Origin of the sequence: Pseudidiomarina marina, from assembly GCF_044807045.1 — a bacterium.
Taxonomy (GTDB): domain Bacteria; phylum Pseudomonadota; class Gammaproteobacteria; order Enterobacterales; family Alteromonadaceae; genus Pseudidiomarina; species Pseudidiomarina marina.
Window position 1 is genome coordinate 129,997 of sequence record NZ_CP085233.1, and the last position, 18,757, is coordinate 148,753.

14 protein-coding genes and 1 tRNA gene are annotated in these 18,757 nt (G+C 46.7%); 1 reads left to right on the top strand and 14 read right to left on the bottom strand.

Features of this window, described 5'->3' with window-relative positions; all coding sequences use genetic code 11:
- Window positions 1-2 precede the first annotated feature (2 nt).
- Window positions 3-959 (top strand): glutaminase B, encoded by a 957-nt coding sequence (glsB, locus tag LG272_RS00600; RefSeq protein WP_126759598.1) that lies wholly within the window; start codon window positions 3-5, stop codon window positions 957-959.
- A 9-nt stretch (window positions 960-968) separates the two neighbouring features.
- Here glsB and LG272_RS00605 read toward each other — a convergent pair whose 3' ends face one another.
- The 14 genes from LG272_RS00605 to LG272_RS00670 form a co-directional block, all read right to left on the bottom strand.
- Window positions 969-1,727 (bottom strand): substrate-binding periplasmic protein, encoded by a 759-nt coding sequence (locus LG272_RS00605; protein WP_404408946.1) that lies wholly within the window; start codon window positions 1,725-1,727, stop codon window positions 969-971.
- A 245-nt stretch (window positions 1,728-1,972) separates the two neighbouring features.
- The gene (tuf, locus tag LG272_RS00610) at window positions 1,973-3,157 is read right to left on the bottom strand and encodes an elongation factor Tu (protein WP_126759600.1); all 1,185 of its coding nucleotides are present in this window, start codon (window positions 3,155-3,157) and stop codon (window positions 1,973-1,975) included.
- Between the two features lie 59 nt (window positions 3,158-3,216).
- A complete protein-coding gene (fusA, locus tag LG272_RS00615) occupies window positions 3,217-5,346 on the bottom strand; it encodes an elongation factor G (RefSeq protein ID WP_126759601.1) in 2,130 nt (709 codons plus the stop codon).
- A gap of 27 nt (window positions 5,347-5,373) precedes the next feature.
- Window positions 5,374-5,844: a 30S ribosomal protein S7 gene (gene rpsG, locus LG272_RS00620; RefSeq protein ID WP_126759602.1), complete on the bottom strand. Its 471-nt coding sequence runs from the start codon at window positions 5,842-5,844 to the stop codon at window positions 5,374-5,376.
- Window positions 5,845-5,920: 76 nt separating this feature from the next.
- Complete coding sequence (rpsL, locus tag LG272_RS00625; protein WP_034777283.1) at window positions 5,921-6,295, bottom strand: 30S ribosomal protein S12; 375 nt, start codon at window positions 6,293-6,295, stop codon at window positions 5,921-5,923.
- 226 nt (window positions 6,296-6,521) lie between these two features.
- Window positions 6,522-10,760, bottom strand: coding sequence for a DNA-directed RNA polymerase subunit beta' (gene rpoC, locus LG272_RS00630; protein ID WP_126759603.1), 4,239 nt, complete (start codon window positions 10,758-10,760; stop codon window positions 6,522-6,524).
- Window positions 10,761-10,795: 35 nt separating this feature from the next.
- A complete protein-coding gene (gene rpoB, locus LG272_RS00635) occupies window positions 10,796-14,824 on the bottom strand; it encodes a DNA-directed RNA polymerase subunit beta (RefSeq protein ID WP_126759604.1) in 4,029 nt (1,342 codons plus the stop codon).
- Window positions 14,825-15,042: 218 nt separating this feature from the next.
- A complete protein-coding gene (gene rplL / locus LG272_RS00640; RefSeq protein WP_126759605.1) occupies window positions 15,043-15,420 on the bottom strand; it encodes a 50S ribosomal protein L7/L12 in 378 nt (125 codons plus the stop codon).
- Window positions 15,421-15,473: 53 nt separating this feature from the next.
- The gene (rplJ, locus tag LG272_RS00645; protein ID WP_126759606.1) at window positions 15,474-15,992 is read right to left on the bottom strand and encodes a 50S ribosomal protein L10; all 519 of its coding nucleotides are present in this window, start codon (window positions 15,990-15,992) and stop codon (window positions 15,474-15,476) included.
- A 236-nt stretch (window positions 15,993-16,228) separates the two neighbouring features.
- Window positions 16,229-16,924: a 50S ribosomal protein L1 gene (rplA, locus tag LG272_RS00650; protein ID WP_126759607.1), complete on the bottom strand. Its 696-nt coding sequence runs from the start codon at window positions 16,922-16,924 to the stop codon at window positions 16,229-16,231.
- A gap of 1 nt (window position 16,925) precedes the next feature.
- Window positions 16,926-17,357 carry a 50S ribosomal protein L11 gene (gene rplK, locus LG272_RS00655; protein ID WP_092858792.1) on the bottom strand — a complete coding sequence of 144 codons (432 nt, stop codon included), beginning with the start codon at window positions 17,355-17,357 and terminating at the stop codon, window positions 16,926-16,928.
- A 220-nt stretch (window positions 17,358-17,577) separates the two neighbouring features.
- Window positions 17,578-18,123 (bottom strand): transcription termination/antitermination protein NusG, encoded by a 546-nt coding sequence (nusG, locus tag LG272_RS00660; RefSeq protein ID WP_092858794.1) that lies wholly within the window; start codon window positions 18,121-18,123, stop codon window positions 17,578-17,580.
- 3 nt (window positions 18,124-18,126) lie between these two features.
- Entirely contained in the window at window positions 18,127-18,507 is a 381-nt protein-coding gene (secE, locus tag LG272_RS00665; RefSeq protein WP_092858796.1) for a preprotein translocase subunit SecE, read from the bottom strand.
- 110 nt (window positions 18,508-18,617) lie between these two features.
- Window positions 18,618-18,694: transfer RNA gene (locus tag LG272_RS00670), tRNA-Trp, on the bottom strand.
- Window positions 18,695-18,757: the final 63 nt, after the last annotated feature.

Sequence of the window (18,757 nt, forward strand, 5' to 3'; positions counted from 1 at the left end):
TCATGACGACAGATGTCATCAGTGGTGGTCAATCCATCCATGCACCAGACAACTTAAAGCCTTTGTTGGAGAGCATTCTTCAACAGGCTTTAACGGTGAATGATGGAAAAGTTGCTGATTACATTCCTGCGCTGGCTGAAGTGAAATCTGATTATTGCGCTCTTACCGTCGCAACATTAGATGGCAAAGTCACCTCTGTTGGTGATTCCGACAAGGTTTTTTCAATTCAATCCATTTCAAAAATCTTTGGCCTAATGCTTGCCATGGAACGGCTTGGCGATCCGCTATGGGAACGGGTTCAAATGGAGCCGTCGGGCCAACCCTTTAATTCTATTGTTCAGTTGGAGTGGGAAAAAGGAATACCCCGTAACCCGATGATCAATGCCGGTGCGCTATTAGTCAGTGACGTTTTAGTTAGTCATTATTCTGCCAGTAAATCGGCTTTGCTAAGTATGGTGCGCGGTTTGTGCGGTAGTGACGATGTTTGCGTTGATTCGCGCGTGCACGACTCTGAGCGTGCGCATGGGGCTCGCAACGCCGCGTTAGCTTACTTGATGAAAAGCTTTGGTAATATTGAAGCGGATGTTGAAGAGGTATTAGACCACTACTTTTGGCAATGTGCATTGACCATGTCAACGGAACAATTGGCCCGTAGCTTCGCGTTTCTCGCCAACCGTGGTAAATGCCCACGTAGCGGTGCACAAATCACCTCACATCGCGACGCACAGCGCATTAATGCATTATTAAGTACCAGCGGCATGTATGATCAATCGGGGCAGTTTGCATTCACGGTTGGGTTACCAGCCAAAAGTGGTGTTGGTGGCGGCATCGTTGCCATCGTTCCTGACTATGGTGTTATCACGGCTTGGAGCCCGCCACTTAATAGTTATGGCAACTCCGCGAGAGGCATGTTTATGATTCGCGAGCTAGCTAACCACTTAGGCTTGAGTGTTTATTAATCGACGCCCCTAATGGCTGGCCGGTAGTTTAAACTTCTTAAAGATAGCACTAAGCCTGCCGTTTTCTTTTAGACGGTCGATTAAATGCTCAACTTGAGACGCATCAACGTTTTTATTTTTATTGACCACAGTAGCCATGTTAAAAACGCCATATGGCTTTTTGGAAATTAATAACTGCTCCTTCACTGAACGAGGAACCATCGCCGCCAGATATTCGTCCGAGAGCATGATCAAATCTAATCGTTTATTCAAAAGCATCTGTAAATTCACTTCGTGAGAATGCGCTAAATAGATGCCGTAATCCTCTTCAAGAATTCGATGGTCTTTTTCATTCGCAGCAAATGGATAGTGATAACCTACAATGCCACCAAATCTGAGACCTTTCATTTCGAAAAAACGCTGATCTCGATTTAAGTGTTTTAACGCCACGAAACGCTCTCGACCGACAAGCAACGGTTCGGTTACATGCAAATCGATGTCTTCATCACGCCAGCCCCAGTCAATATCCTCGAATAACATCAAATCACAACAACCATCAGCACTTAAAGCAACATAACGCGCATTCGGAGCGATAGGTTCAAGAGAAAAATGGTAGTCTTGTTGAATATGATTCAAAGCCTTGATGACGTCACCAACCAAGTGCGATTGCATTTGTTCAGAGTAATATGGTGGGTACTCGTACGCCGCAACTCGAACTTGAATTGGTTCTGCGGTCGCATGAAAAAACAAACCAGATAGTATTGTTATTATAGTTATTAAGTACTTCAAGACTTCGCTTACTCCGTTAACTCTTGTGTATCCTTCACACATCAGCCTTCAAAGTCAAGGGAAACTGCAAGAACGTTATTAGATATTGGATATTAGATGAGCGGTCTTGGTCTTTCGTGTTTTCGCTAATATCTAATATCTAATAGCTAATATCGTTGTTGCCTTCAAAAACAAAAAAGGGAGCCGAAGCTCCCCTTTCTAAACAACCCGGCCTTACCCTCATAGAGAGAACGCCGGGCTACGCATTAAGCGATGATCTTAGATACAACGCCTGCGCCTACGGTACGACCACCTTCACGAATCGCGAAACGAAGACCTTCGTCCATCGCGATTGGGTGAATCAGTTCAACTACGAACTTCAGGTTGTCGCCTGGCATAACCATCTCTACGCCTTCTGGCAACTGGACTGCACCAGTTACGTCCGTGGTACGGAAGTAGAACTGTGGACGGTAGCCTTTGAAGAATGGAGTGTGACGACCACCTTCTTCTTTGGTCAATACGTACACTTCAGCTTCGAACTGAGTGTGTGGCGTGATTGAACCTGGCTTCGCCAATACTTGACCACGCTGGATCTCGTCACGCTTCGTACCACGCAACAACGCACCAATGTTCTCACCTGCACGACCTTCGTCAAGCAACTTACGGAACATCTCAACACCAGTTACAGTCGTCTTCGTTGTATCTTGGATACCTACGATTTCAACTTCGTCACCAGTGCGAACGATACCGCGCTCAACACGACCAGTTACTACAGTACCACGGCCTGAGATTGAGAATACGTCTTCGATTGGCATGATGAACGGCTTGTCGATATCACGCTCTGGCTCTGGAATGTATGAATCCAAAGCTTCTGCCAATTCGATGATTTTCTTCTCCCACTTCTCTTCGCCTTCCAATGCTTTCAATGCTGAACCTTGGATTACTGGCAAATCGTCGCCTGGGAAATCGTACTCAGAAAGAAGTTCACGAACTTCCATCTCAACCAATTCCAACAACTCTTCGTCGTCGACCATGTCACACTTGTTCATGAACACGATGATGTATGGAACACCAACCTGACGTGACAACAAGATGTGCTCACGAGTTTGTGGCATTGGGCCGTCAGTCGCAGCAACTACCAAGATAGCGCCGTCCATCTGCGCCGCACCGGTGATCATGTTTTTAACATAGTCAGCGTGTCCTGGGCAGTCTACGTGTGCGTAGTGACGTGCTGGAGTATCGTACTCAACGTGTGAAGTTGCGATGGTGATACCACGCGCTTTTTCTTCTGGTGCGTTATCGATTTGATCGAATGCACGTGCTGAACCACCGTAGGTTTTCGCCAATACTGTGGTGATCGCAGCGGTCAGAGTAGTTTTACCGTGGTCAACGTGGCCGATTGTACCGACGTTAACGTGCGGTTTGGAACGTTCAAATTTTTCTTTTGCCATGACTTTTCCTTAACTTAAGTTAAAAGTCCGGTCCTTGGTAGAACCGGACCAGACTCTACTTAATCTTTATCTTTAACCTGACGAGCAGCAATAACCTGCTCAGCAATGTTGTTTGGTGCTTCAGCGTACTTCAAGAATTCCATTGCATACGATGCACGGCCCTGAGTCTGCGAGCGCAGGTCAGTAGCGTAACCGAACATTTCTGATAATGGAACTTGTGCGCGAACTTCTTTCAGACCACCAGGACCATCTTCCATGCCCTCGATGATACCGCGACGACGGTTCAAGTCACCAACGACGTCACCCATGAAATCTTCAGGGGTAACAACTTCAACTTTCATCATTGGTTCAAGCAATGCTGGTTTAGCTTGTTGAGCACCTTTCTTGAATGCCATGCTACCAGCGATTTTGAACGCCATTTCTGATGAGTCGACATCGTGGTATGAACCATCGTACAAGGTCGCTTTAACGCCAAGTACTGGGTAACCAGCAATTACACCATTCTGCATTTGCTCTTGGATACCTTTGTCTACCGCAGGAATGTATTCCTTCGGTACAACACCACCAACGATTTCGTTAACGAACTCGTAGTTTGGTGCATCATCGTCGTTCGCATCAAAGTCCATTGGCTCGATACGTAACCAAACGTGACCGAACTGACCGCGACCACCTGATTGACGTACGAATTTACCTTCAACTTCCACTTTCTGACGGATAGTTTCACGGTAAGCAACCTGTGGTTTACCAACGTTACATTCAACCTTGAACTCACGCTTCATACGGTCAACGATGATGTCTAGGTGAAGCTCACCCATACCAGAGATGATTGTCTGGCCAGACTCTTCGTCGGTTTTAACGCGGAACGATGGATCTTCTGCAGCCAATTTACCTAAAGCAATACCCATTTTTTCTTGGTCAGCTTTAGTTTTTGGTTCTACAGCAACAGAGATTACAGGCTCTGGGAATTCCATACGCTCAAGCGTGATGACGTTGTTCGGGTCACACAAGGTGTCACCAGTCGTTACGTCTTTCAAGCCGATAGCTGCAGCAATGTCGCCCGCCAAGATCTCTTTGATTTCTTTACGGTCGTTTGCGTGCATCTGTACCATACGGCCGATACGCTCGCGCTTGCTCTTCACTGGGTTATAAACGGTATCACCCTGCTTTAGGACGCCCGAGTATACGCGCAAGAAGGTCAAAGTACCTACGAATGGGTCGGTTGCGATTTTGAATGCCAATGCTGAGAACGGCTCGTCGTCAGATGACTTACGCACGCCTTCAGATTCGTCTTCCAAAATACCACGAATCGCTTTAACTTCAGTTGGTGAAGGTAAGTATTCGATAACCGCGTCAAGCATTGCCTGAACGCCTTTGTTTTTAAACGCAGAACCACACAAGCAAAGGATGATTTCGTTGTTCAACGTACGTTGACGTAAACCAGCTTTGATTTCAGCTTCAGTCAAGTCGCCTTCTTCAAGGTACTTGTTCATCAGCTCTTCGTTGGCTTCAGCAGCAGCTTCAACCAAGTCGTTGTGCATTTCTTCAGCTTTGTCTTTCAGTTCCGCTGGAATTTCTTCATAGTTGAAAGTCATCCCCTGGTCTTCTTCATTCCAGTTGATCGCTTTCATCTTGATCAAATCAACAACGCCTTTGAAGTTATCTTCAGCACCGATGTTCAAATGAATTGGAACTGGAGTCGCAGCCAAACGCGTTTTGATTTGACCTACAACGCGCAAGAAGTCAGCACCAGCACGGTCCATCTTGTTGACGAATACCATACGTGGAACTTCGTACTTGTCTGCTTGACGCCATACGGTTTCAGTTTGCGGCTGTACGCCAGAAGAACCACACAAAACAACGACCGCGCCATCAAGTACACGCAGTGAACGTTCTACTTCGATAGTGAAGTCAACGTGTCCTGGCGTATCGATAACGTTGATACGGTGTTCTGGGAACTGCTGATCCATACCTTTCCAGAAAGCAGTTACAGCAGCAGAGGTAATTGTAATACCACGCTCTTGTTCTTGCTCCATCCAGTCGGTAGTCGCTGCACCGTCATGTACCTCACCCAATTTGTGAGACAAGCCGGTGTAGAACAACACACGTTCTGTAGTGGTTGTTTTACCTGCGTCTACGTGAGCACAGATACCGATGTTACGGTAACGCTCAATCGATGTTTGTCGAGCCATAAATTCCTCTTTGGGTTAACTGTGAATTTACCAGCGATAGTGTGCGAACGCTTTGTTCGCTTCGGCCATACGGTGGACGTCTTCACGCTTCTTCACAGCAGAGCCTTTATTTTCTGATGCATCTAGCATTTCACCTGCTAGACGCTGAGCCATGGATTTTTCACCCCGAGTACGCGCAGCATCAACTAACCAGCGCATAGCCAGTGCATTGCGGCGAACAGGACGTACTTCTACTGGTACTTGGTAGGTAGAACCACCAACACGACGAGATTTAACCTCGACAGTAGGACGAACGTTGTCCAACGCAGTTTCGAAAATTTCAAGGTGGTCTTTGCCTGACTTGTCAGCCAGGATGTCTAACGCACCGTAGATGATCTTTTCAGCGACAGATTTTTTGCCGTCAACCATGACGACATTGATAAACTTAGCCAACAACTCTGATCCGAACTTAGGGTCCGGAAGGATTTTACGTTGACCTATGACGCGTCTTCTTGGCATCTCAATATTCTCCGATTAATTCAGGGTATTCCCCAAAACTTATAAATTACAGTTTGGCCTTACTAACGGAGAACCGTTAAGACTTAGGCCGTTTCGCGCCGTACTTAGAACGTGCTTGGCGACGATCATTCACGCCTGCACAGTCGAGAGCACCACGAACTGTGTGATAACGAACACCTGGCAAGTCTTTTACACGACCGCCGCGAATCAATACGACTGAGTGTTCTTGCAAGTTGTGACCTTCACCACCAATGTACGAAGAAACTTCGTAGCCGTTAGTCAAACGCACACGGCATACTTTACGCAGTGCAGAGTTTGGCTTCTTCGGGGTAGTAGTGTAAACACGGGTACATACGCCGCGTTTTTGTGGGCAAGCCTCAAGTGCCGGAACGTTGCTTTTAACAACCGGCTTTTGACGACCTTTGCGCACCAGCTGATTAACTGTTGCCATTCATTACTCCTGATTATGTTGATGTCGCTCAACAGAATGAAAAATCCAAGTTTCCCCCTATTTTTAAGCTTGCTGTCGACAAGCCACGAGCTAATCGCCCAAATATGGGGAGGCCGAATTTTAATGGTCAATAATTGGACTGTCAAGGAAAAGCGACGGAAATAAAAAGGCCGCTCGCTAACGCGAACGGCCTCTAACGCTATATTTTGCTCGTCAAAGCAACTGCTTACTCGGTATTGTCACCGTTATCAGCAGCTTCGTTACCGAAGTTCAAAGCATCAGCGAGTTGCTGTTCTGCTTCTTCTGCGGTTAAACGAGGTGCTTCGGTACCTGCCAACGCTTCAGCACGCTTGCGCGCACGTTCGCGGTGGTAAGCGAAACCAGTACCAGCTGGAATCAAGCGACCCACAATAACGTTCTCTTTCAAGCCACGTAATGGATCTTGCTTGCCTTGTACGGCTGCTTCGGTCAATACGCGCGTCGTTTCTTGGAACGATGCAGCAGAGATGAACGACTCAGTCGACAATGACGCCTTAGTGATACCTAACAGCTGACGCTCATAAGAAGCTGGAATCTTACCTTCTGCTTCCGCTTTCGCGTTCGCAGCAAGTACTTCAGACAGCTCCATCATTTCGCCTTCAAGCAGTTCCGTTTCACCTGGGTTTAAGATGATTGCCTTACGCAACATCTGACGCACGATGGTCTCGATGTGCTTATCGTTAATCTTAACACCTTGCAAACGGTAAACTTCTTGCACTTCGTTCACGATGTAGTTTGCAAGCGCGCTAACGCCACGCAAACGTAAGATATCGTGTGGTGCTTCTGGACCGTCGGCGATTACTTCACCTTTGGTCACTTGCTCACCTTCGAAGATGTTCAACTGACGATATTTTGGAATCATCTCTTCGTACTGCTCGCCACCATCCGTAGGGGTGATGATCAAGCGACGTTTCCCTTTGGTTTCTTTACCAAAGCTAACGGTACCAGAGACTTCTGCCAAAATTGCAGGCTCTTTCGGACGACGTGCTTCGAACAAGTCGGCAACGCGCGGTAGACCACCGGTAATATCGCGTGTTTTTGAACCTTCTTGTGGAATACGTGCAACCGTGTCACCCACTTTCACTTCAGCGTTATCTTCAAGGTTGATAATCGCGTTACCTGGCAAGAAGTACTGCGCTGGCATATCGGTGCCGGCGATGTTGACATCTTTACCTTTCGCATCAACTAGCTTCACCATTGGACGCATGTCTTTACCGGCGCTAGTACGTTGACCCGTTTCAAGCACAACAATGCTTGATAGGCCAGTCAGCTCGTCGGTTTGACGGGTCATGGTGACGCCATCGATCAAGTCGACGAATTTCAGACGACCTGCCACCTCGGTGATGATTGGGTGCGTATGTGGATCCCAGTTCGCAACGATTTCGCCCGCATCAACGGTGTCGCCTTCGTTTTTCTTCAGAATCGCACCGTAAGGCACTTTATAGCGCTCACGCTCACGACCAAATTCATCAATCAACGTCAATTCAGTTGAACGTGAGGTGATAACCAAGTGGCTGTCACTGTTTTCAACGAATTTCGCGTTGTGAAGTTTCAAGGTACCCTTGTTCTTCACTTGGATGTTGTTGGCTGCAGAGTCACGCGATGCCGCACCACCAATGTGGAACGTACGCATGGTTAACTGTGTACCAGGCTCACCGATTGACTGTGCCGCGATAACACCGACTGCTTCACCTTGGTTCACCAAGTGACCACGAGCCAAGTCACGACCGTAACAGTTCGCACACACACCGAAGTCGGTGTCACAGGTAATGACAGAGCGTACTTTTACTTGGTCAACAGAGTTCTGCTCTAACACGTCACACATTTTTTCATCAAGCAATGTGTTACGTGGAATCAGTACTTCGTCGCCACCAGGCATAAGAACGTCATCACAAACAACGCGACCCAATACGCGCTCGCGCAATGGTTCTACAACGTCACCACCTTCAATCAACGGCTTCACGTACAAGCCATCTTCGGTGCCACAATCGTCTTCAACGATAACAACGTCTTGTGCAACGTCAACCAAACGACGCGTCAGGTAACCTGAGTTCGCGGTCTTCAATGCGGTATCGGCCAAGCCTTTACGCGCACCGTGGGTTGAGATGAAGTACTGGAGTACGTTCAAACCTTCACGGAAGTTAGCAACGATTGGGGTTTCGATGATTGAGCCATCTGGCTTCGCCATCAAACCACGCATACCAGCCAACTGACGAATCTGTGCAGGGCTACCACGAGCGCCTGAGTCAGCCATCATGTAAACCGAGTTGAAAGAATCTTGCTGCTCTTCTTCACCTTTAGCGTTGATCACAGTTTCTTTCGACAGGTTTTCCATCATTGCTTTCGAGACTTTCTCGTTCGCAGTTGACCAAATGTCGATAACTTTGTTGTATTTCTCGCCGGCTGTTACCAAACCTTGCTCGAACTGTTCCTGAATTTCAGCAACTTCTTCTTCCGCCGCTTCGATAATATCTTTCTTAGCGTCTGGAATAACCATATCGTCGATACCAACAGATGCACCCGCGATCATCGCGTAGTGGAAACCGGTATACATGATTTGGTCAGCAAAAATAACGGTTGGCTTCAAGCCTAAGTCACGATAAGAACGGTTTAACAAACGACCGATCTGCTTCTTACCCATTGACTGGTTGATCATGTCAAACGGCATGCCAGTAGGAAGAATCAGTGACAAGATGGCACGACCTACAGTGGTGTCGTACAGTTTTGTCGTGGTGGTTGTAACACCTTCTTCGTCGGTTAACGTTTCAGTGATACGTACTTTAACGCGTGCGTGCAGCTCAGCATCCTTGTTACGGTATGCTTTCTCGGCTTCTTTAGCGTTTTTAAACGCCATGCCTTCGCCTTTCGCGTTAATTTTTTCGCGCGTCATGTAGTACAGACCCAATACAACGTCCTGTGAAGGAACGATAATTGGATCACCACTTGCTGGTGACAAAATGTTGTTGGTTGACATCATCAACGCGCGCGCTTCTAACTGCGCTTCTAACGTTAATGGTAAGTGAACCGCCATTTGGTCACCATCGAAGTCGGCGTTATAAGCCGCACACACCAATGGGTGCAACTGAATCGCTTTACCTTCGATCAATACTGGTTCAAACGCCTGGATACCCAAACGGTGCAACGTTGGTGCACGGTTCAACATAACCGGGTGTTCTTTGATTACTTCGTCAAGTACGTCCCAAACTTCTGGAATCTCGCGCTCAACCATCTTCTTAGCAGCTTTGATGGTAGTAGCTAAGCCACGACCTTCTAACTTACCGTAGATGAATGGTTTGAATAGCTCGAGTGCCATTTTCTTTGGCAAACCACACTGGTGTAAACGCAACTTAGGACCAACAGTGATTACTGAACGGCCTGAGTAGTCAACACGCTTACCCAACAAGTTTTGACGGAAACGACCCTGCTTACCTTTGATCATGTCAGCCAAAGATTTCAGAGGACGTTTGTTGGTACCAGTGATAGCACGACCGCGACGACCGTTGTCTAACAAGGCGTCAACAGCTTCTTGCAACATACGCTTTTCGTTACGTACGATGATGTCAGGAGCTGCCAAGTCTAAAAGACGCTTCAAACGGTTGTTACGGTTAATAACGCGACGATAAAGATCGTTCAAATCTGAAGTCGCGAAACGGCCGCCATCCAATGGAACCAACGGACGTAAATCAGGTGGCAATACTGGAAGTACCTTCAAGATCATCCACTCTGGCTTGTTGCCTGAGTTATGGAATGATTCAAGAAGCTTCAAGCGCTTGCTGATTTTCTTACGCTTCGTTTCTGAATTGGTTTCTGGAAGTTCTTCACGCAATTGCTTGATATCACCTTCGATATCAATGTGTTGCAATAATGACAACACCGCTTCAGCACCCATCTTGGCTTCAAATTCGTCGCCGTGTGCTTCTAATGCGTCTAAGTACTCTTCTTCAGTCAGAATTTGACCGCGCTCGAGGTCGGTCATACCTGCTTCAGTAACAACGTATGATTCGAAATACAATACTCGCTCGATATCACGCAAGGTCATATCTAGCATCAAACCGATACGGCTTGGTAATGATTTCAAGAACCAGATGTGTGCAACTGGGCTCGCTAATTCGATGTGACCCATGCGCTCACGACGCACTTTAGTGAGGGTAACTTCGACGCCACACTTCTCACAAATTACACCACGGTGCTTCAAGCGCTTGTATTTACCACACAAGCACTCGTAGTCTTTTACCGGGCCGAAAATGCGCGCACAGAACAACCCGTCACGCTCAGGCTTGAACGTACGGTAGTTGATCGTTTCTGGCTTTTTCACTTCACCGAAAGACCAGCTACGGATCATGTCCGGAGAAGCAAGTCCGATGCGAATCGCATCGAACTCTTCAGTCTGGTTTTGCGGTTTTAAAAACTTTAATAAGTCTTTCACGATTTATCTCCTGGCAAATAGCGTCCGGTGGTGTCTCAGTCTTGGTCCAACTCGATGTTGATACCAAGCGAGCGGATTTCCTTCAGAAGTACATTGAAGGATTCCGGCATACCTGCTTCCATGCGCAGATCGTTGTCGACAATGTTTTTGTACATCTTCGTACGACCGTTTACGTCGTCCGATTTCACCGTCAACATTTCCTGCAACGTATAAGCAGCACCGTATGCTTCCAGTGCCCACACTTCCATCTCACCGAAGCGCTGACCACCGAACTGTGCTTTACCACCCAGCGGCTGCTGAGTAACCAAGCTGTAAGAACCGGTAGAACGCGCGTGCATCTTGTCGTCAACCAAGTGGTTCAATTTCAGCATGTACATGTAACCAACAGTTACATCACGCTCGAAACGCTCACCGGTACGACCATCCCACAACGTGATCTGACCTGATTCTGGTAAATCAGCCAGTTTCAGTAGTTCTTTAATTTCGCTTTCGACTGCACCATCGAATACAGGTGTTGCAGTTGGAAGACCTTTTTTCAGGTTTTCCGCTAAACGTAACACTTCGTCATCGCTGAAGTCGTTGATATCAACTTCTTGACGGGTATTACCTAAGCTGTACACCTTGTCCAAGAATTCACGCATTTCAGCAACTTTCGCTTGGCGCTTCATCATGTTTTCGATTTTGGTACCAATGCCACGCGCAGCCATACCCAAGTGAGTTTCAAGGATCTGACCGATGTTCATCCGCGACGGAACGCCCAATGGGTTCAATACGATATCCACTGGCGTGCCGTGCTCGTCGTGTGGCATATCTTCAACTGGAACAATCGTTGAGATAACACCTTTGTTACCGTGACGACCAGCTAGCTTATCACCAGGCTGGATACGGCGACGAACCGCAAGGTACACTTTAACAATCTTCAGTACGCCAGGCGCTAAATCATCACCTTGCTCGATCTTACGACGCTTGTTTTCGAACTTGTTGTCGAAATCGGCGCGAATTTCTTCGTACTGTTGTGCAATTTGCTCAAGCTGTTGTTGCGCAGCTTCTTTCTTCAAGTTTTGCGTCAACCACTTGCTTTGCTCAAGGCTAGCAAGTTTAGACTCGTCAAAACCGTTCGCTAACAACAAGCTACGAGCGCGTTCAAAAATACCTTTCTCAAGAATCTTGAACTCATCCGTTAAGTCTTTCTTAACCTGCTTCAATTGCATTTCTTCGATAGACTTCGCACGTGCGTCTTTCTCTACGCCATCACGCGTAAATACTTGAACGTCGATAACCGTACCGGTGACACCGTTAGGCACACGCAGTGAGCTATCTTTTACGTCTGAAGCTTTTTCACCGAAAATTGCACGCAGCAGTTTTTCTTCTGGCGTTAATTGAGTCTCACCCTTCGGCGTTACTTTACCAACGAGGATGTCGCCGCCAGAAACTTCTGCACCAACATAAACGATACCGGCTTCATCAAGCTTGTTCAGAGCAGATTCACCTACGTTTGGAATATCGGCAGTAACTTCTTCAGCACCTAGTTTGGTATCACGCGCCACACAGCTTAATTCTTGAATGTGGATAGTGGTTAAACGATCTTCTTGAACCACACGCTCTGAAATCAGAATCGAGTCCTCGAAGTTGTAACCATTCCATGGCATGAATGCCACGCGTAAGTTTTGACCCAATGCCAATTCACCCATATCGGTTGACGGACCGTCAGCCAATACATCGCCACGCATTACCGGCTCACCAACATTCACAGTTGGGGTCTGGTTAATACAGGTGTTCTGGTTAGAACGGGTGTATTTAACAAGGTTATAAATATCGATACCGGCTTCGCCTGGCATCATTTCTTCTTCGTTCACTTTCACGACAATGCGGCTTGCGTCAACTTTATCGACGACACCACCACGTTTCGCAACAACGGTTACACCTGAGTCAACCGCAACGGTACGTTCAATACCAGTACCGACTAACGGCTTGTCAGCACGCAGTGTTGGTACGGCTTGACGTTGCATGTTCGAACCCATCAATGCACGGTTGGCGTCATCGTGTTCAAGGAACGGAATCAAGCTTGCTGCAATCGACACGATCTGCTGCGGAGCAACGTCCATGTACTGAACTTGCTCTTTTGACATTAAAGTGAATTCGTTTTTGTGACGACATGGAACCAAGTCTTCAACCAACTCACCTTTATCGTTCAAGGCAACGTTTGCCTGTGCGATGACGAAGTTACCTTCTTCAATCGCTGACAAATAATCGACTTCATCGGTTACGACACCGTTATCAATGCGACGATATGGTGTTTCTAAGAAACCATATTCGTTGGTACGTGCAAACGTTGACAACGAGTTGATTAGACCGATGTTTGGACCTTCAGGGGTTTCGATTGGACAGACGCGACCGTAGTGCGTTGGGTGTACGTCACGTACTTCGAAGCCCGCGCGCTCACGCGTCAAACCACCTGGACCCAATGCAGAAATACGACGTTTGTGCGTGACTTCTGACAATGGATTGTTCTGGTCCATAAACTGTGACAACTGGCTTGAACCAAAGAACTCTTTCACGGCAGCACTAATTGGCTTCGCGTTAATCAAGTCTTGTGGCATGGTGCCATCAAGGTCGCCTAGGCTTAAGCGTTCTTTAACAGCGCGCTCAACACGAACCAAACCAACACGGAATTGGTTCTCAGCCATCTCGCCCACAGAACGGATACGACGGTTACCTAAGTGATCGATATCGTCGACTTCGTCTTGACCGTTACGAATCTCGATGAGTTTTTTCATTACCTCAACGATATCTTCTTTGGTCAATACACCTGGGCCAGTTAAGTCTTCACGACCTAAACGACGGTTGAACTTCATGCGACCTACTGACGATAAGTCATAGCGATCTTCGCTGAAGAACAAGTTGTCAAATAATGTTTCAGCCGCTTCTTTTGTTGGCGGCTCGCCCGGACGCATCATACGGTAAATTTCAACTAACGCTTCTAAACGATTGTTGGTTGAATCGATGCGCAGGGTTTCGCTCATGTACGGACCGTGATCAAGGTCGTTCACGAACAAAGTTTCAAATTTCTTGAAGCCAGCTTCACGCAGTTTCGCAAGCAACTCTAAAGTTAACTCAGAGTTCGCTTCAGCAATCACTTCACCGGTTTTCTTGTCGGTGTAGTTTTTCGCTAAAACTTTACCTACCAAATACTCAAGTGGAACTTCCATCTCTGGTTGGTTCAAGCTTGCAATTTGGTTGATATGGCGTGCAGTAATACGACGGCCTTTTTCTACGATAATTTCGCCATCATCATTTTTGATGTCGAATTTCGCAGTTTCACCACGTAAACGCTCTGGTACCAGTTGCATAAATACTTTCTTATTGCGGAACTGGTAGTACGTGGTTTCGAAGAACATATCGAGAATTTCTTCAGTGCTAAATTCAAGCGCACGAAGAATGATTGACGCCGGTAGTTTACGACGACGGTCGATACGTACGAATACGTTGTCTTTCGGGTCGAATTCGAAATCCAACCACGAACCACGGTAAGGAATAACGCGAGCGTTATACAACACTTTACCTGAAGAATGCGTCTTACCTTTGTCATGATCAAAGAATACACCTGGTGAACGGTGTAACTGAGATACGATAACCCGCTCGGTGCCGTTAATTACAAACGTACCGTTCTCGGTCATCAATGGGATTTCACCCATGTAAACTTCTTGCTCTTTGATATCTTTAACGGTACCTGCCGCTGCTTCTTTATCAAAAAGAACCAAGCGCAGTTTAACCCGCAAAGGAGCTGCGTAAGTGATGCCACGAATTTGACATTCTTGAACGTCAAATACAGGCTCACCAAGGTGATAGCTCACGTACTGCAGTTCCGAATTACCTGAATAAGCGGTAATTGGAAATACTGAGCGAAATGCCGCTTCCAGGCCATTATTGCCTTCTGGATCCGGCTCGATGAATTTTTTAAATGAATCTAATTGGATTGACAGCAGGTATGGCACCTCAAGTACATGAGGGCGTTTACCAAAATCCTTGCGAATACGTTTTTTCTCAGAGTAGGAGTACGCCATGGGGTTCCTCAGCTAGCTGATTGATGACCCTAACCACCGGAGTAGGAGTCGATGGTTAAAAACAAACTACTTAAAGCTTGTCGTTCCCGTTTTTGTCACCGCGAGCATGCACCCCAATAACGGGCAAAAATGATACATGCTTTACAGCGCAAAAAGGCTGGTAGCAAAATTGCCACCAGCCCTAGGCCTAAAAGGCCAAGTTATGCAAGTTGTTAAACTTACTTAACTTCAACTTCCGCACCAGCTTCAGTCAATTCTTTAGCAAGTGCTTCTGCGTCTTCTTTGCTGATGCCTTCTTTAACAGCAACAGGTGCAGACTCAACCATGTCTTTCGCTTCTTTCAAGCCAAGACCAGTTGCGCCGCGAACTGCTTTGATAGCTGCTACTTTGTTAGCGCCAGCAGATTTCAAGATTACGTCAAATTCAGTTTTCTCTTCTGCAGCAGCAGCGCCGGCAGCAGCTGGACCAGCTGCAACAGCAACAGCAGCTGAAGCGTCAACACCGAATTTTTCTTCTGCAGCTTCGATCAACTCAACCAATTCCATAACTGGCATTTCAGCGATCGCGTTCAAAATATCTTCTTTAGTAAGAGCCATAACTCTAAACTCCTGGGTTATAAATTACAAAAAAATGGTTAAAAAAACCGCTTCTATTTAGCGTCTTTAATTGCCGACAACACACGCACAAACTTAGTAGGTACTTCGTTAATAGTACGAACGAACTTACTAACAGGCGCTTTGAAGGTTGCGAGCAATTTCGCCAATGCTTCGTCGCGAGTCGGAAGTGATGCAACAGCGTCAAGCTTGTCTGCGCCCATCAGGCCTGAGCCAATTGATAGTGCAGTAACTTTCAGGTGCTTACTGTCTTTAGCAAACTCTTTGAACAAACGTGCGGCAGAGCCTGGCGCGTCCAAAGAAAAACCGTAGACCAAAGGACCTGTTAACGCTGAATCCATGTCTTCAAACTTCGTGTCAACAAATGCACGCTTCGCTAGAGTGTTCCGAATAACTTTCAGATACACGCCTTGCTCACGCGCTTGACGACGAAGTTGAGTCATTTGCGCAACTTCCATACCACGATACTCAGCAACAGCGACGGATAGAGCGTTTGAAGCTACATCGTTAATTTCTTTAACGATTGCTTGTTTTGCTGCTAAACCTAGTGCCACTAGTATCACCTCTTTTTTTAGCCCGCAGTTCAAAGAACTTTGGGCCGATCGTTACACATAGGTAGACCGTTATTGCATCTACCACGTTGTCACGGTGAATCTCTTACCCAGAGAGTCTGGATCGGATATCACCATCTGCGCAGGAAATTAAGTGTCGCTGAATAATCTCTCTCGAGATGTCAGCCGCGATACACCTGCGGTCTTGGACGGGAGCTACAGCTCCAACCCATAAAACCTTAAGCTACAGTCAACGAACCTTGGTCGATGGCTACGCCAGCGCCCATAGTGGTTGAAAGGCTAACTTTCTTGATAAACTGACCTTTCGCTGAAGACGGCTTCGCTTTTTTCAAAGCTGCCAACAATGCTTCAAGGTTTTCTTTCAATTTATCGTTATCAAAATCAACTTTACCGATAGTCGCGTGGATGATACCCGCTTTATCGTTACGGTAACGAATCTGACCTGCTTTTGCGTTCTTAACCGCAGTTGCAACGTCTGGCGTTACGGTACCAGTCTTAGGGTTTGGCATTAAGCCGCGTGGACCTAAGATTTGACCTAACATACCAACAACACGCATAGCGTCTGGAGAAGCGATAACAACGTCAAAGTTCATTTCGCCTTTCTTAACTTTCTCAGCTAAGTCTTCCATACCTACTAGGTCTGCACCAGCTTCTTTCGCTTTATCAGCGTTAGCACCGCTAGTGAAAACTGCTACACGTACGTCACGACCAGTACCGTTTGGTAGTACAGTTGCACCACGAACGTTTTGGTCAGATTTACGAGCGTCGATACCCAAGTTTACAGATACATCAACGCTTTCTTTAAATTTTGCAGTCGCTAATTCTTTTAACAAGTTGATTGCTTCGTTGATTTCATAATCACGCGCTTCAACTTTTTCACGGATAAGACGTGCACGTTTGCTTAACTTAGCCATCTTACAGACCCTCCACATTCAGGCCCATTGCACGAGCAGAGCCGGCAATAGTACGTACCGCTGCGTCAAGGTCAGCCGCTGTTAAGTCTGGCTCTTTAACCTTCGCAATCTCTTCCAACTGAGCACGAGTCACAGTACCCACTTTTTCAGTGTTAGGACGGCCTGAACCGCTCTTGATACCGGCTGCTTTCTTCAACAAGAATGCTGCTGGAGGAGTTTTGGTGATGAACGTGAATGAACGATCTTCAAAAACGCTAATTTCTACTGGAACTGGCGCGCCTTTCTCAAGCTGGTCAGTTGCAGCGTTAAACGCTTTACAGAATTCCATGATGTTCACACCGTGCTGACCCAAAGCTGGACCAACTGGTGGTGACGGGTTAGCTGCACCAGCTGCTACTTGCAACTTGATGATAGCTTTTAACTTCTTAGCCATGTTTATGCCTCTTGGTTGTGGGTCAAACGCCTCGTAAATCTAAGAGATGACTTACTCTAACGGCTCCCCAATATAAAAAAGGAGGCGAATTATAGTCCTATTCGCCCCTCATTGCAAGAGATCAGCTATTAGCTATTTGATATTAGATATTAGCTGACCGCTTCAAGTTGTGTTTTGGCTAATATCAAATATCCAATAGCCAATATCGTACTTGTATTTATTAGGCCTTTTCGACCTGGCCGAACTCGAGCTCGACTGGCGTTGCGCGACCGAAAATAGAAACTGATACAGTCAAACGGCTCTTCTCATAATCAACGCTTTCAACCGTACCATTGAAATCTGCAAACGGGCCATCGTTAACGCGAACCACTTCACCTGGTTCAAACAACGTTTTCGGCTTCGGCTTATCAACAGATTCTTGCAGACGGTTCAAAATAATATCTGCTTCTTTCTGAGTGATTGGCGTAGGACGCTCCTGCGTACCGCCAATAAAACCTAATACTCGTGGGATGCTTTTTACCAAGTGCCACGCATCTTCATCCATCGCCATTTCTACAAGAACATAGCCTGGGAAGAATTTACGTTCGCTTTTCGCACGCTTACCAGCTTTCATTTCAACAACTTCTTCGGTAGGCACTAACACTTCACCGAATTTATCTTCCATGCCATGCATTTTGATATGCTCGCGCAAAGAATCGGCTACGCGCTTCTCGAAACCTGAGAATGCTTGAACCACGTACCAGCGTTTTTTCACTTGATCAGTCATTGATTAAAACTCCAGTCCGGTGAAGAAGCCTACGATGCGCACCAAAATCGCATCCATACCCCACAGAATTAATGAAACGATTGCGGTAGCAACAACGACGATCAAAGTCGTTTGCGTCGCTTCTTGGCGCGAAGGCCATACAACGCGGCGCGTCTCTTTGCGGCTTTCTTTGGCAAATTCGCGGAATTGGCGACCCTTACCAGTCATACCTGCAATCACACCCGCAATAACAACTAAAAGTACCACGCCAATGGCACGATAAAGTACAGACACTTGGTCACCATAATAGTAGTTACCCAGTACTGCAGCAGCGAGCAGTGCAATAGCGACGATCCATTTTAAGCCGTCGAGTGAGCTGCTTTGCGTTTCGGTGTTTGCACTCATTATTCAATCCTGTAATTAAAACCAACGTCGATATTAGCTATTAGATATTGGATATTAGCAGTCCGTCCGTATTTTCTAATATCTAATATCCAATAGCTAATAGCTGAATATGGCAGGGGTGGAGGGATTCGAACCCCCAACCGTCGGTTTTGGAGACCGCTGTTCTACCAATTGGAACTACACCCCTGCAAGTTCTGTACATGTGACAGAAACGGACGCTGTATTATACCGATCAAAGACCGTAAAACAA